The organism is Alloyangia pacifica, from assembly GCF_003111685.1.
GTDB classification, from domain to species: domain Bacteria; phylum Pseudomonadota; class Alphaproteobacteria; order Rhodobacterales; family Rhodobacteraceae; genus Salipiger; species Salipiger pacificus_A.
Genome location: NZ_CP022189.1, coordinates 1,123,584 through 1,135,386 on the forward strand (window position 1 = coordinate 1,123,584; position 11,803 = coordinate 1,135,386).

Annotated in this window: 14 protein-coding genes; 2 read left to right on the forward strand and 12 right to left on the reverse strand. The window is 67.9% G+C overall.

Annotated elements, in window-relative coordinates; genetic code table 11:
• Positions 1-137: 137 nt before the first annotated feature.
• The 6 genes from CEW88_RS05400 to CEW88_RS05425 all read right to left on the reverse strand — a co-directional run bounded on the left by CEW88_RS05400 (position 138) and on the right by CEW88_RS05425 (position 5,051).
• Positions 138-2,096, reverse strand: a complete 1,959-nt coding sequence (locus CEW88_RS05400) for a multiheme c-type cytochrome (RefSeq protein ID WP_254694444.1) — start codon at positions 2,094-2,096, stop codon at positions 138-140.
• Positions 2,097-2,223: 127 nt separating this feature from the next.
• On the reverse strand, positions 2,224-2,844 hold the full coding sequence (locus tag CEW88_RS05405) for an SH3 domain-containing protein (protein ID WP_108965036.1): 621 nt from the start codon (positions 2,842-2,844) through the stop codon (positions 2,224-2,226).
• Positions 2,841-3,866 (reverse strand): L,D-transpeptidase, encoded by a 1,026-nt coding sequence (locus CEW88_RS05410; RefSeq protein WP_108965037.1) that lies wholly within the window; start codon positions 3,864-3,866, stop codon positions 2,841-2,843. Before CEW88_RS05410 ends, CEW88_RS05405 begins: the two co-directional genes overlap by 4 nt.
• 93 nt (positions 3,867-3,959) lie before the next feature.
• Complete coding sequence (locus tag CEW88_RS05415) at positions 3,960-4,226, reverse strand: hypothetical protein (protein WP_108965038.1); 267 nt, start codon at positions 4,224-4,226, stop codon at positions 3,960-3,962.
• Positions 4,227-4,267: 41 nt separating this feature from the next.
• Positions 4,268-4,579, reverse strand: a complete 312-nt coding sequence (locus CEW88_RS05420; protein ID WP_108965039.1) for a hypothetical protein — start codon at positions 4,577-4,579, stop codon at positions 4,268-4,270.
• 106 nt (positions 4,580-4,685) lie between these two features.
• Entirely contained in the window at positions 4,686-5,051 is a 366-nt protein-coding gene (locus tag CEW88_RS05425) for a GlsB/YeaQ/YmgE family stress response membrane protein (protein WP_235940276.1), read from the reverse strand.
• 513 nt (positions 5,052-5,564) lie between these two features.
• On the opposite strand from CEW88_RS05425, the gene CEW88_RS05430 reads away from it, so the two are divergent.
• Positions 5,565-7,022 carry a DUF2252 domain-containing protein gene (locus tag CEW88_RS05430; RefSeq protein ID WP_108965040.1) on the forward strand — a complete coding sequence of 486 codons (1,458 nt, stop codon included), beginning with the start codon at positions 5,565-5,567 and terminating at the stop codon, positions 7,020-7,022.
• Between the two features lie 12 nt (positions 7,023-7,034).
• Here the strand turns inward: CEW88_RS05430 and CEW88_RS05435 are convergent, their stop codons facing one another.
• The 6 genes from CEW88_RS05435 to CEW88_RS05460 all read right to left on the reverse strand — a co-directional run bounded on the left by CEW88_RS05435 (position 7,035) and on the right by CEW88_RS05460 (position 11,116).
• Positions 7,035-8,216 (reverse strand): GAK system CofD-like protein, encoded by a 1,182-nt coding sequence (locus CEW88_RS05435; RefSeq protein ID WP_108965041.1) that lies wholly within the window; start codon positions 8,214-8,216, stop codon positions 7,035-7,037.
• Between the two features lie 136 nt (positions 8,217-8,352).
• Positions 8,353-8,691, reverse strand: a complete 339-nt coding sequence (locus CEW88_RS05440; protein ID WP_108965042.1) for a YciI family protein — start codon at positions 8,689-8,691, stop codon at positions 8,353-8,355.
• A gap of 123 nt (positions 8,692-8,814) precedes the next feature.
• Positions 8,815-9,243, reverse strand: coding sequence for a TIGR01244 family sulfur transferase (locus tag CEW88_RS05445; RefSeq protein WP_108965043.1), 429 nt, complete (start codon positions 9,241-9,243; stop codon positions 8,815-8,817).
• Between the two features lie 10 nt (positions 9,244-9,253).
• Positions 9,254-9,706, reverse strand: coding sequence for a DUF6691 family protein (locus CEW88_RS05450; RefSeq protein WP_108965044.1), 453 nt, complete (start codon positions 9,704-9,706; stop codon positions 9,254-9,256).
• Position 9,707: 1 nt separating this feature from the next.
• Entirely contained in the window at positions 9,708-10,136 is a 429-nt protein-coding gene (locus CEW88_RS05455) for a YeeE/YedE family protein (protein WP_108965045.1), read from the reverse strand.
• Positions 10,137-10,252: 116 nt separating this feature from the next.
• Positions 10,253-11,116 carry an MBL fold metallo-hydrolase gene (locus tag CEW88_RS05460; protein WP_108967569.1) on the reverse strand — a complete coding sequence of 288 codons (864 nt, stop codon included), beginning with the start codon at positions 11,114-11,116 and terminating at the stop codon, positions 10,253-10,255.
• Between the two features lie 375 nt (positions 11,117-11,491).
• Here CEW88_RS05460 and CEW88_RS05465 point away from each other — a divergent pair, with 375 nt between their 5' ends.
• A complete protein-coding gene (locus tag CEW88_RS05465; RefSeq protein ID WP_108965046.1) occupies positions 11,492-11,704 on the forward strand; it encodes a hypothetical protein in 213 nt (70 codons plus the stop codon).
• Positions 11,705-11,803 lie beyond the last annotated feature (99 nt).

Below are 11,803 nucleotides of genomic sequence, written 5' to 3' on the forward strand. Positions count from 1 at the left end.
GAAAGAGAAGGGGGAGGGCATCGCTCTCCCCTTCGGCGTTTGCGCCCGCCCTGTCTTTTGGGTCCAAATATCCCGGGGGAGAGCCGCGCAGTGGCATGGGCGGAGCCCCCTTTTGCCCGACGGGACGCCTAGTCCGCCTAGTCGGCCGAGGGCGGCGGCATCAGGTCCATCTCCTCGCCGGTCAGCTCGCGGCGCATCATCTGCAGCGTCATATTGTCGGGGGTCTTCTCCAGCGCCTCGTTCAGCAGCGCACGGCCTCGGGTCTCGTCGCCCGAGGCAAAGGCGATGCGGACCTGCATGATCCAGGCGTCAGAGAGCTGCGGGTCGAGCCGGGTCGCCTCGGCAAAGGCATTGGCGGCGGCGGGCAGGTTGCGCATCACCAGGGCCATGCCGCCCATCTGCAAGTGGGTTTCCGGGAAATCGAGACGGCTGGCCATCGAGGCCTGCCATTCGTCAAAGGCGCCGCGCAGCGCCTGTTCGTAGCGGTCGGGCATATGGGCAATCTGCGCGTCGAGCATCGATTGCGCCGCGGCCATGCGCACCGAGCGCGAGGGGTCCGAGAGCGATTGCATGATCCGCGGCGCGCGCTCCATGGCCTGGGCGGAGCGCTGCAGCCGGACGGCGGCGCTGCGCACCAGCGGGTCAGGGTCCCTGAGCAGCGACTCCAGCGCCGCGGCCTCGGCGGGATCGCCCGCCTGCTCGAGCAGGTAGATCGCCGTGGCGCGCACGATGCCGGCCATGTCGCTGTCCTGCGAGAGGCTGCGCAGCTCGGGCGCGGCGCGGGCGGGGTCGCGGCGGCCATGGGCGAGCACCTCGCCGAAATGCGGGCCGCGGTGGGTGCTTTCGGGGAACCACTCCTCGAGCTTGGCGGCGGCCCATTCGGGGCTCTGGTCCTCGTGGCAGGTGGTGCAGGCATCGGGGGCGCCGGTCTCGGCGTTCAGATCGGGGCGCGGGATGCGGAAGGAATGGTCCGCCCGCCAGTCGTTGCCCATGTAGACGCGCTCGACCATGTGGCAGTTCTTGCACTCCGCGCCCGCCGAGCCCTCGGGATGGTGCGTGTGCTCGGGTCCGTCGAAGACCTTGAGCGGCAGCGAGGGGAACTCGGGGTTGCCCGCCGGGCTGTGGCACTGGGCGCAGACGGCATTGCCCTCGGCGATCAGCTCGGCCTCATGCGGCAGGTGGCAGTTCGAGCAGCTGACCCCCTTGGCATACATCTTCGACTGCAGGAAGGAGCCATAGACGTAGACCTCGTCGAGGATCTGCCCGTCGGCCTCATAGGCGCCCTCGCGGAGCAGCGAAAGATTGTAGGTGTCGTGGTAGGGCGTGCCGGGCACCGGGTTGCCGTCGAGATAGGGCTCGCGCCGGGAATGACACGAGGCGCACTGTTCGATCATCTGCGCGGGCTGCGACATGTCGACAGTGAACCCATGTGCGGGGGGCGGCGCCTCCTGCGTGGTCTCGTAGGTTTCCGCCCAGTTCACATGTGCCGAACCGGGGCCGTGGCAGGCCTCGCAGCCGACGCCGATCTCGACCTGCGTCGAGGCGAAACTGCGGGCCTGCGGGTCGTAATTGGCCTCGAAGCCCGTCGCATGGCAGGCGGCACAGCGGCTGTTCCAGGTTTTGTAGGGGCCGGTCCAGTGCAGCCCGTCGCCCGGGGCGTAGTTCTGCTGCGGGTAGAGGTGGAACCAACCGCCCTTTTCGGTGTCCCAGACCACGTCGAAACTCTGCAGGCGGCCCGGCTCGGTCTCGAGGATGTATTGCTGCAGCGGCTCGACACCGATCACCGAATGCACGTCGTATTCGGTGGTCACCCCGTCGCGCTCGGTGACGCTGACATGGGGCGTGCCGTCCGCCTTGAGACTGAAGCGCGCCTGCATGTCGCCGAGCGTGAACTGGGTGCCGTCGAAATTCGCGCGGATGGTGTCCGCGGTCGGTTCGGTCCAGGCGAGCGCATGGTGCGAGCCCTCCCAAGCTGCCCCGGCGGCCTCGTGGCAGGTGATGCAGCGCTCGGAGCCGAGGTAGTCCTGGGCGAGAGAGGACGACGCGCCCAGGGCCAGCGCGAGAGCCATCAGAAGGCGAGCGAGTCGGTGCAGCATGCAATTGGATCCGGAGTAAAAATTTAAGGCGGAAAAACGACTTGGCGCGCGCGGGCACGTCAGGCCCGATCCTTTCCGAGGGAGGTCGCTGCGTCAACCCTCGGCGAGGGCCTCACGGCGGCGTGGGTCAGTCGAGGCTGATCAGGAGCTGCCAGTCGCCGCCTGCGCCGCTGCGGTCGGCGAGGCGGATCAGAAGGTCCCCGCCCTCGGGCAGGACCAAGGTGATCGGGGCTGCGGCGTCGCCGCGGGCGAGCAGCGTGGCGGGACGCACGAAGGCGGCAAAGCCGATGTTGCCGGGCGCTTCGAGCGAGAGCGTCACCGCCTGGTCCGCTGGCGCGCTGGTGATCAGATCGAGAATGCCGCCCGCGGCCATGGTGCCGTAGGTGAGACCGCCGCGAAATTCGAGCTGCGCGGTTTCGGTCGCGGGCACGGCGGGGCTGCTCAGCGCCGCCGGGTCAGCCCCGGCGAAGGGCGCGAGATAACCCGCCGCGACCCAGCCTGCGTGGGCGCCGTCGAGGCTCTGCAGCTGGCACCAGGGTTGGGGGTCCTCGACGCACCCGAGGTTGCGCAGGAGCGCGCCGGGGTCGAGCTCGGTGATCACCGGCGCCTCGGTCGAGGGGGCGCCGCGCATCCGCAGGCTGCCGTCGCTGGTGACATAGACGAAGGCACTCTGCGGCGGCGGGGTGGACTGTGCCTGCAGCGGCGCGGCCAGTGGCAGGACGACAAGCAGGGCGCGGGGGAGGCTCATGGTCGTGGGGCTTCCTCTGGGTCCGGCGAGCGCAGCAGCCCGCTCTGCATAATGACGAAGCCGCGCTCAGAGCGGCGGTCGGGGGTGGCGGCGATGTCGGAGATCACCAGCGTTAGGCCGGGGTGGGCATAGCTCAGCAATCGCTCGCGGGTGACCGAGGTCAGCACGAGCCGATCAAGAATGCTCGTTTCCGGCTGCAGTGGGCGCTCCGGGTCGGGCTGGTGGGTGACGCCGAGCCAACGCAGCCGGCCCTGCTCGGCGGCGCTCAATACCAGCACGTGCTCGCCAAGCGGTCGCTCGTCCTCGAGCAGGAAGCTCTCGGTCAGCACCTCGCGTCCGTCGCGCAGAAGGGTGATGCGCCGGTCGGGCGAGGTGACCAGTGCGGTGGTGATCGGGTAGGGATCAGACGGGTCCCACTCCTCTGGCCAATCCGCAGGGCGGCGGCGCACCTCGAGCTCGCGCACCGCGCTGTCGAGCTCGGCCTCGCTCAGTCGCGCCAGCACGAAGCCGGGGTGGATCAGCTCCCACGGATCGCTGCTGTGGCCCGAGACGATGACCGGCGTGCCGAGATGGGTGATCTCGAAAAGCCGCCTCGAGAAGTCTTCCGGCAGGCGCACGCAGCCATGCGAGGCCGGGTAGCCCGGCAGGTTGCCTGCATGCAGCGCGATACCGTCCCAGGTGAGCCGCTGCATGTTGGGCATGGGCGCGTCATTGTAGAGCGAGGAGCGGTGGTCGACATCCTTTTGCAGGATGGTGAAGACGCCGGTCGGGGTTTCGTGCCCCTGCATGCCCGAGGTGCAGGTCGACACGGCGATGCGCAGCCCGTTGCGATAGACGTGTACCCGCTGCTCGGGCAGCGAGACGATCACCGCCACCGGGCCTCGCGGGGCGCGTTCGGGGTGCCAGGTGAACTCGCCGGGAAGCATGCGGTCGATCGCCAGCGGCAGCTCCTGCGCCCGGGCCGCAGGGGCGAGCGCAAGCGCCGCGCCCCCGGCGCGCAGCAGGCTGCGGCGGGTCAGCATGGGGGAACTCGGCGGGGCGTCGGAGGAGGCGGGGAGGGCGTCGGGCGGTATGACATCAATCGGCTGGGGACTCGTAGGGGGCGGATGGGGGTGTCAGCGGGATCGGGAGAGCCCGCGGCGCAGCAGCGCCACGAGCAGGATGTTGAGAAGCGGCGCAAGGGCCGCGAGCCAGGGCCAGGACGTCTCGGGGAAGACATCGATCATCCGGTTCCATGGCAAGCCGAGCGGAATGAGGAAGACGCCGGCGAGCGGGTCCTTCGGGGTTCCGAAGAGGCCGAACTGGCCGAGCAGGTAGCCCCCGAGGGCCACCACGTACGCCAGCACCAGGGCCCAGAAGAGACCGCTCGTTAGCGCCCGCATCGCTCAGTTCTCCGGCTGCGATTGTCTCGGCTGGCGCCGGGTCAGCCCTCGGTCATATGTGGTTCGGCCATGATCTCGCCGGTCGTGCCATCGGGGTAGGCGATGCAGTCCCAATGCGTGCGGTCGTCGCCGACGCGGGCCTTCACCATGGTGCCGGTCTCGGAGCTCTCGGAGCTGATCAGCGCGATGTCCGTGGTTCCGGCAGCCTTGGCAATGTCGCGCAGGCAGGCGGACTCGGCCTCGGTGGCCGGGCGCATGCCAGCCGTAGGCTCTTCCGAGCCGCCGCAGGCGCCGAGCGCCGCGAGAACGGCAAGACCGAAGGTGGCCCTGGCAAATCTGTCGAGGTTGATCATTTCGGTCAGTCTCCCATTGTGTCGAAGAACCCGCCTCTGCCGCCAAGGCCGAGGCTTGGGCGTGCTGCCCTCCCGCCCGCGCACGGCGGGCGGGAGACCTCTGGTCTCACCGCGCTGCGCCGCGGATCAGGCGCACGATGAGAATGAGGATGATCGCGCCGATCACCGCGGCGATGATCGAGGGGATAAGCCCGGCGCCGAAGGAGACACCGATCATCGGGAACAGCCAGCCGGCGAGGAGCGCGCCGCCAATGCCGAGGATGATGTCCATCACCAGGCCCGATCCGCCGCCCTTCATGATGACGCTGGCGAGCCAGCCGACGATGGCGCCGATGATCAGGGTGATGATCAGCCCGACCAGCGCGTTGCCGCCGCTGGCCATGGCGTCTCCGGTCGTAGTGCCGGTGGTCTCCTGCGCCCAGGCAGGCGGCGCGGCCAGCGCGGCGGCGGCGAGGAAGTGGAATTTTCTCATGATGTCGTCTCCTTGCGTGAAAGCGCGCGGGCTGCGCGGGGGCTGCCTTGGGGGCCGGTCGCAGCGCGGCGAACCCCGGCGGGGCGAAAGTCTTGGAGAGGAGCGAAAGGAGGGAAGCCCGGCTGCGTGCCGGGTGGGGCGGCTGCCGGGGCGGGCGACACTCCTGCCGGCGCGGAACGGGTCGCCCGGGCGGCGCAGGACAGGTCGGATCGGGCTGCAGTCAACATAGTCCACCCTTGAAATCTTGCACCCTTGAAGCGGTCCCGGAGCGGCGCGCTGATACGGCTGGATCGGAGACGGACGAGGGGCGCTGCGGCAACGGGCAACTGGGTAAAACGTTTGATTCGAAAGAAATTCGCACGGGATAACGGCATCAGGTTACCGGAAATACCCGGAATGATATCATACATTCGAGAAATATCTTTTTCCGGCGGAACTCTGCCGGACGATTGGCTCGGAACCCGGGCGGCGTGCTTCAGGTTGGAAGGTCAGCCAGGCCGCACGGAGCACACGATGAGCACGACGCCGAAGACCAAGCCGCAGGAGCCCGCGAAGGCGCGCAAGAAGACCTCGTCGGAGGAGGCCGCGACGTCGGGCGCGGCTGAGCCGGTCGGCGAGATGCGCCACCGCACCGAGGCCTACGCCCGGCTCGCGCGCCGGGCCGATGCAGAGGCCGCGGTGTTCCGCCCTCGCGATCTGACCGGGCAGGCACGGCGGCTGCACGTGCGCAGCACGATCATCGAGGACCACATGGTGCGGATCGACCAGAAGGCGGCGGGGGCTGACGAGAAGTTCCGCGTATTGTCGACGTCCTTTTTCTCGTTTTTCCGCGGCACCTCGCTGCTCTTTCACCGCGACATGGCGGGGGAGGATGCGCGGATGCCGACCGTGCTCTGCCTCGGCGATGTACACCCCGGCAACTTTGGCATCATGCCCAATGCGGACAATGTGCCGATTTTCGGGGTGAATGATTTCGACGACGTGATCTACGGTCCCTTCGTCTGGGATCTCAAGCGGGGTGCCGCAGGGTTCATGATCGCCGCCGAGGTCGAGGGTGGGCTCAGCCGCAAGAAGCAACGCAAGATCGCTCGCCACTTCCTCAAGGGCTACCGCTCAGGGATGGCCTTTTTTGCCGAGCACAACACCGAACTCCATGTCGAGATGCGCGAGGACAATTGCCCCGAGATCATCCGCCCGCTCTTCGGCAAGGCCGCGCGTTCGCGCGAACACTGGCTCGGCAAGCGCTACCTTGAAGAGACCGGCCGCGGCTTCCGAGCCAACGCGGAACTGACCCCGGTGAGCAGCCGCATCAATGAGTTCCAGAAGCTGGTCAAGGCCCTCGCCGGTCAGAACGGCATTGAGGCGGGCGGGCGGCACGGCCCGCTCAAGGTCAAGGACGTGGCGATGCGGCATGGACAGGGCACGGCCTCGCTGGGGTTGCCACGCTATTACGTGCTGCTCGAAGGGCCCTCCGGGGATGCCCGAGACGACATCATCATCGAGTTCAAGAAGGCACGACGCTCGGCGCTCGAGGGGCTGGTGCCAGCGCATGATTTCGACGCCGGGGATCAGGGCGACCGGATCGCCCACGGCCAGTCGGTGCATCTCGCGCAGGGCGACGTCTTCTACGGCAATGTCGAGATCGAGGGCGAGAGCTTCATGTCGCGCGAGCGCGCGCCCTTCCGCAACGACGCGGATCTGGATGATCTGTCGAAGAAGGCGTGGAAGCGCTACGCCTATGCCTGCGGGCGGGCACTGGCGCAGGCCCACGCGCGGTCTGACGATCTTGGCCAGCTCGACTACGACATCGAGCCGGCGATCCTGCAGGCGATGGAACCGGCGAAACTCTTCATCGACGACATCCTGTGCTTTGCCGAGGAAGCCGTGGAACGGCTGCGCCGCGACCACGAGATGTTCCGGCGGGATCTGGCGCTTGGGGCCTTTGAAGTGACCGAAAAGCGTTACCGCTGAGCCCGCCTTCCCTCAGACCATCGACACCAGCGCGGCGCACATCAATTCGCGATCGTAGCGCTCGGGCTCGTCGGTGACCAGCGGCAGACGGTGGCAGGGGATGCCATGGCGCGCGGTGACCTCGGCGCAGGCCGCGGGGTCCTCGGAGGCGTCGCAGAGCACATGGGTCATAAGGCGCGTGCTGGGCACATCCATGCCAGCATCGGCGCGCAGCGGCGCGAGGATCGCGGCCACCCGCTCCGCCAGGCCCAGCCGCAGCGCCTCGGGGTCGGTGCCGAGGCTGGGGACATAGACCTTGGGCACCTCGCAGCGCGCGATGGTCCGACCCACGCCCGCGGGCAGCAGGTTGGCGATCACCGAGGAGAAAAGGCTCCCGGGCGGGTAGCAGATGAGATCTGCCTGCCGGATCAGCTTGCGATTGCGCTTGGGCAGGGGCACCGAGCCAGACAGAACCTCCTTGCCGTGCGCGCTCAGAAACAGCCGCACGATGGGGCTGTCGATCGGCGGTGCCTCCTTGCCGCTGATCTGGCGCTGGCCGTGGATTTGCCGCCCGTCGGCCAGTTCAACGCCGAGCTGCAGGTTGCAATCGACCACGCCGCGCACGGTGCCGCGCACATCGACCATCTTCGACATCAGAAACAGCACCGGCTCCAGCAGCCGCCCGTGCGCGAGATAGCCTCCGGCGAGGATGAGGTTGCCGATGCTGGCATTGCGGAAGTCGAAATCCATCGGCGCCGCGACGAGGAAGGCGCGCAGGAAGTCGCGGATCAGCAGGCCGATGGGGCTGGAGACCGCCTTGACCAGCGGGTGGCTGCCGGCGACCATCGCCTCGACCTCGGCGCGCAGCGGGGCGTTCGGCACCGCCTTGGGCATCCTGTGGCTGAAAAGCGCGTAGATGTCCGGCTGGCCAAGCTCGCTCTCGTCGGCCAGCGCCATGAGGCGGCTGCGCAGATCGCCCACTGCGGGCATGTCGAAGGCCTCACGCAGGACCTGGCTGCTGCCGCCGCTGTCGAAGGGAGTGATCAGATGGGCCGAATTGTAGGTGTAGCGCTTCAACGCACGCGAGATCTTGTTGAGTGCGCTGCCGCCGCTGAAGAACAGCAGCCGCGGGCCGAGGTGCGGTGCGCTGAGCGAGCGCGCGACGCGCAGGTCGTCGGGCAGCTCAGCGCTGCGCTGGAGGGTGATCTTGGTCATCCGGCCACTCGCTCTGGTCTCCGCCCTGTTGCGGGTCGCCGCGAACCTTGCCAGAGGCGGAGGCCGCTGCGAAGGCCTCCTGCGGGCTGCAGCGGATTTTTTCCTGTCCATTGGGCTGTTTGCGGGGTGGGTATTATCAGCTTTCGGGGTCGTACATGAATTCGCGCAGCTCCTGCGGGCAGCGGCATGCCTGCGCGATCCGGCGCGCCCAGTCCAGCGCCTCCAGCCGCGTCGGCACCTCGAGCACGGTAAAGCCGCCGTTCAGGAAGCTGCCCTGATAGATCTCGGCTGACACGCTGCCATCGCCCGAGACCAGCACCGGGGCTACGCTCTCATCGAGCCCACCGCCGAAGACGTAGACGCCAGCGGCCTTGGCCTCCTCGATCACCGCATGCGAGGCCGCGACCACCTCGGGGAATTCCCCGTCGGTGACCTGCATGGCTTCGGCCGGGAAAGAGATGAGAAATTTGGTCATGAGGCAGGGTGCCTTGCCGCCTGGTTTGAAACAAGTGGTCAGAGGCTGCCCGGGCGGGCGAAAAACCTTCCATACGCAAAAGGCCGCCCATGGGGCGGCCCTTCGGGTCATATCGGCTCGAGGTCAGCCGCGCTCGGCGATGGCGTCCAGCGTCGGGCGCATCCCGTCGAGCGCGTAGCCCGCCTTGGCGGTGGACAGCAGGATGTCGTCGGTCGGCATCTTGCCCGCCTGGCCCATGGCCCAGACCGTGGCGCAGCGGGTGCCCGAACGGCAGTAGGCGAAAACCGGGCCGGGGGCGTTCTCGATCAGCGCGGCCTGCTCGGCCACGAGGTCGAGCGTCAGCCCGTCGTGGGTCACCGGCAGCACGGCGAACTCCATGCCGGCGGCGCGCACGGCGGCGCCGATGGTCTTTGCCTGCAGTTCGGGCGGGACTTCGCCGTCGGGCCGGTTGCAGATGACCAGTGTGAAGCCGGCCTCGGCGAGCGCGGGAACATCCTCCACCGCAATCTGCGGCGAGACGGTGTAGCGGGGGGTGATGTGGTTCAGATCCATGGCCAAACGGTTATTCCGCCGCCACGGGGTTGTCGAGTCTCCTGCGCAGGGCAGGGGCTACGGCCATGCCGGTGAGCATCGCCGCGACGAAGACATAGAGCCCGGTGCCGCCGTAGCTCAGCGAGGCGATGGACGGGCCGGGGCAGAGCCCGGCGAGACCCCAGCCGATGCCGAAAAGCACCGAGCCGATCACCAGCTTGCGGTCGATCCGCGTGCCGGGCTGCGGCGGCAGCGGCGTGCCAAGCGCGGTGCGGGTCCGGCCACGGGCGACGAGCCAGGCCATTGCCATGGGGATCATCGCGCCGCCCATGACGAAGGCCAGCGTCGGATCCCAGGCGCCGAAGACGTCGAGCCAGCCCTGCACCTTGGCGGTGTCGGTCATGCCCGACAGGAAAAGGCCAGCGCCGAAGAGACCGCCGGCGACGAGGGCGAAGAACAGGCGGGCCGGAGAGGAATTGCCCATTTCAGATCACTCCCAGCAGGTGACGGAAGATAACCACGCCGACACCGCCGGCGAGAATGTAGCAGCAGGTTGCGACGAAGCCGCGCAGCGACAGGCGGGACATGCCGCAGACGCCGTGGCCCGAGGTGCAGCCATTTGCCAGCCGCGTTCCGACGCCGACCAGTAGGCCGGCGGCGACAAGCACGGGAATGTTGTCAGTGATGTGGGTGTCAACCGCGCCGCCATAGAACGGCAGCAGCAGGATCGGCAGAAGGATCACCCCCGCAAGGAAGCTCAGACGCTCCCACTTGCTGTCGCTAGCCGAGCCGTCGACCAAGGCGCCGATGATGCCCGACGCGCCCATGATGCGTCCGTTGATGAGCAGATAGACCGCCCCGCCGGTGCCGATCAGCAAGCCGCCGATCAGGCCCCAAATCCAGTCGAGTGGCATTCGCAGTTCCTTTGTCACGCGGCGGCCCCGGGAGGTGGCCGCCGTTCTTTATGAGGGGAACGCGCCCCGTCTGAAGGCGGAACGCGCAGGTATCCATGGGTGGCCGTCTTGCGACGTCAGAGCTTGTTGACCGGGACCTTGAGGAAGACATCGCCCTTTTCGTCGGGCGGCGGCATCCGGCCGGCGCGCATGTTCACCTGCAACGACGGGATGATCAGCTTGGGCATCGCAAGGGTCGCGTCGCGCGCGTCGCGCATCTTGACGAACTCCTCGGCGGACTTGCCGCTGCCGACGTGGATGTTGAGCGCCTTCTGCTCGCCCACGGTGGTCTCCCAGGCGTAGGCGTCGCGGCCCGGTGCCTTGTAATCGTGGCCGACGAAGATGCGGGTCTCGTCCGGCAGCGCCAGGATCTTCTGGATCGACGCAAAGAGCGTTTCCGACGAGCCGCCGGGGAAGTCGCAGCGGGCGGTGCCGAAGTCGGGCATGAAGAGCGTGTCGCCGACGAAGGCGGCATCGCCGATCACGTAGGTCAGGCAGGCCGGCGTATGGCCCGGTGTATGCAGCACGTCGCCGCGCAGCTGGCCGATGTGGAAGCTGTCGCCCTCCTCGAAGAGCCGGTCGAACTGCGAGCCGTCCCGCTGGAATTCGGTGCCCTCGTTGAACACCTTGCCGAAGGTGTCCTGCACCACGGTGATGCGCTCGCCGATGCCGATCTTGCCGCCCAGCTCGCGCTGGATGTAGGGCGCGGCAGAAAGGTGGTCGGCGTGCACGTGGCTCTCGAGCAGCCAGTCGACCTTGTAGCCCTTCTCCTTGACGAAGGAGATGATGGCATCGGCCGAACGGGTGTCGGTGCGGCCCGAGGCGTAATCGAAGTCGAGCACGCTGTCGACGATCGCGCAGGCGCTGCCGGTCGGGTCGCGCACGACGTAGGAGATGGTGTTGGTGGCCTCGTCGAAGAAGGCGGTGACCTCAGGTGTCATCATGGAATGATCCTCCGTTTGATGTTCATATAGATAAAGCTGAATGTGTGTTCAAGGATTCGTTGCGATTGACCCATATCATGGTCATCATCGGCGTGTTGGTGCAGGATTGTCTGCGTTCAGACGGGGTCTGCCGTGCCCCTCCAACCCGGTCTCCCAGGCGCATCGACCCGGGAGAACTGCAAGCGAATTCAAGGCTTGCACGGGGGCGCCCGCCGCTCCCTGAGGAGCCGCGGGCGTGTTCGACGCTGCCTTCGGAAGGCGACTCGGCAGGACTGGAAAACAGCTGCCGGAGCCGGTCCGCGGCTCCGCCACAGGCATGGCCCGGCCAAAGAGCCTCTCTGGCTGAGTGCCCCGACACGGAGGAGACGTGTGATGGATGACAGACTGAAAGGCCGCCTCGAAACGGTTGAACGCGCGCTGGCCGAGGCGCAGGGCGCCGAACATGCCGCGCTTCTGGCAGAACTCGAGCGGCTCGCGGGCGAGGCGCGGGCGCGCGGAATGCCGCTGCCGTCCCACGTCCGGGATCGGCTACGCTCCGAGGTCGACGCCGAGCTCGAGGCGCGCTTCGACAACATGCCGATCTGATCGGCAGGTCCCTGCCTGCGACAGTCGCAGGCACCACCGCCGCGCGGCCGGAAAGGGCGGCGCGGCGGATTCTCGTCTTGCCGCGCCTTTCGGAACCCA

Excerpts from the sequence above, each read along its gene's own strand:
- CEW88_RS05400 (WP_254694444.1), bottom strand. The coding sequence starts at position 2,096 with ATGCTGCACCGACTCGCTCGCCTTCTGATGGCTCTCGCGCTGGCCCTG.
- CEW88_RS05460 (WP_108967569.1), bottom strand. The coding sequence starts at position 11,116 with ATGACACCTGAGGTCACCGCCTTCTTCGACGAGGCCACCAACACCATC.
- CEW88_RS05405 (WP_108965036.1), bottom strand. The coding sequence starts at position 2,844 with ATGAGCCTCCCCCGCGCCCTGCTTGTCGTCCTGCCACTGGCCGCGCCG.
- CEW88_RS05430 (WP_108965040.1), top strand. The coding sequence starts at position 5,565 with ATGAGCACGACGCCGAAGACCAAGCCGCAGGAGCCCGCGAAGGCGCGC.
- CEW88_RS05450 (WP_108965044.1), bottom strand. The coding sequence starts at position 9,706 with ATGGGCAATTCCTCTCCGGCCCGCCTGTTCTTCGCCCTCGTCGCCGGC.
- CEW88_RS05455 (WP_108965045.1), bottom strand. The coding sequence starts at position 10,136 with ATGCCACTCGACTGGATTTGGGGCCTGATCGGCGGCTTGCTGATCGGC.
- CEW88_RS05410 (WP_108965037.1), bottom strand. The coding sequence starts at position 3,866 with ATGCTGACCCGCCGCAGCCTGCTGCGCGCCGGGGGCGCGGCGCTTGCG.
- CEW88_RS05425 (WP_235940276.1), bottom strand. The coding sequence starts at position 5,051 with ATGAGAAAATTCCACTTCCTCGCCGCCGCCGCGCTGGCCGCGCCGCCT.
- CEW88_RS05445 (WP_108965043.1), bottom strand. The coding sequence starts at position 9,243 with ATGGATCTGAACCACATCACCCCCCGCTACACCGTCTCGCCGCAGATT.
- CEW88_RS05465 (WP_108965046.1), top strand. The coding sequence starts at position 11,492 with ATGGATGACAGACTGAAAGGCCGCCTCGAAACGGTTGAACGCGCGCTG.
- CEW88_RS05420 (WP_108965039.1), bottom strand. The coding sequence starts at position 4,579 with ATGATCAACCTCGACAGATTTGCCAGGGCCACCTTCGGTCTTGCCGTT.
- CEW88_RS05435 (WP_108965041.1), bottom strand. The coding sequence starts at position 8,216 with ATGACCAAGATCACCCTCCAGCGCAGCGCTGAGCTGCCCGACGACCTG.
- CEW88_RS05415 (WP_108965038.1), bottom strand. The coding sequence starts at position 4,226 with ATGCGGGCGCTAACGAGCGGTCTCTTCTGGGCCCTGGTGCTGGCGTAC.
- CEW88_RS05440 (WP_108965042.1), bottom strand. The coding sequence starts at position 8,691 with ATGACCAAATTTCTCATCTCTTTCCCGGCCGAAGCCATGCAGGTCACC.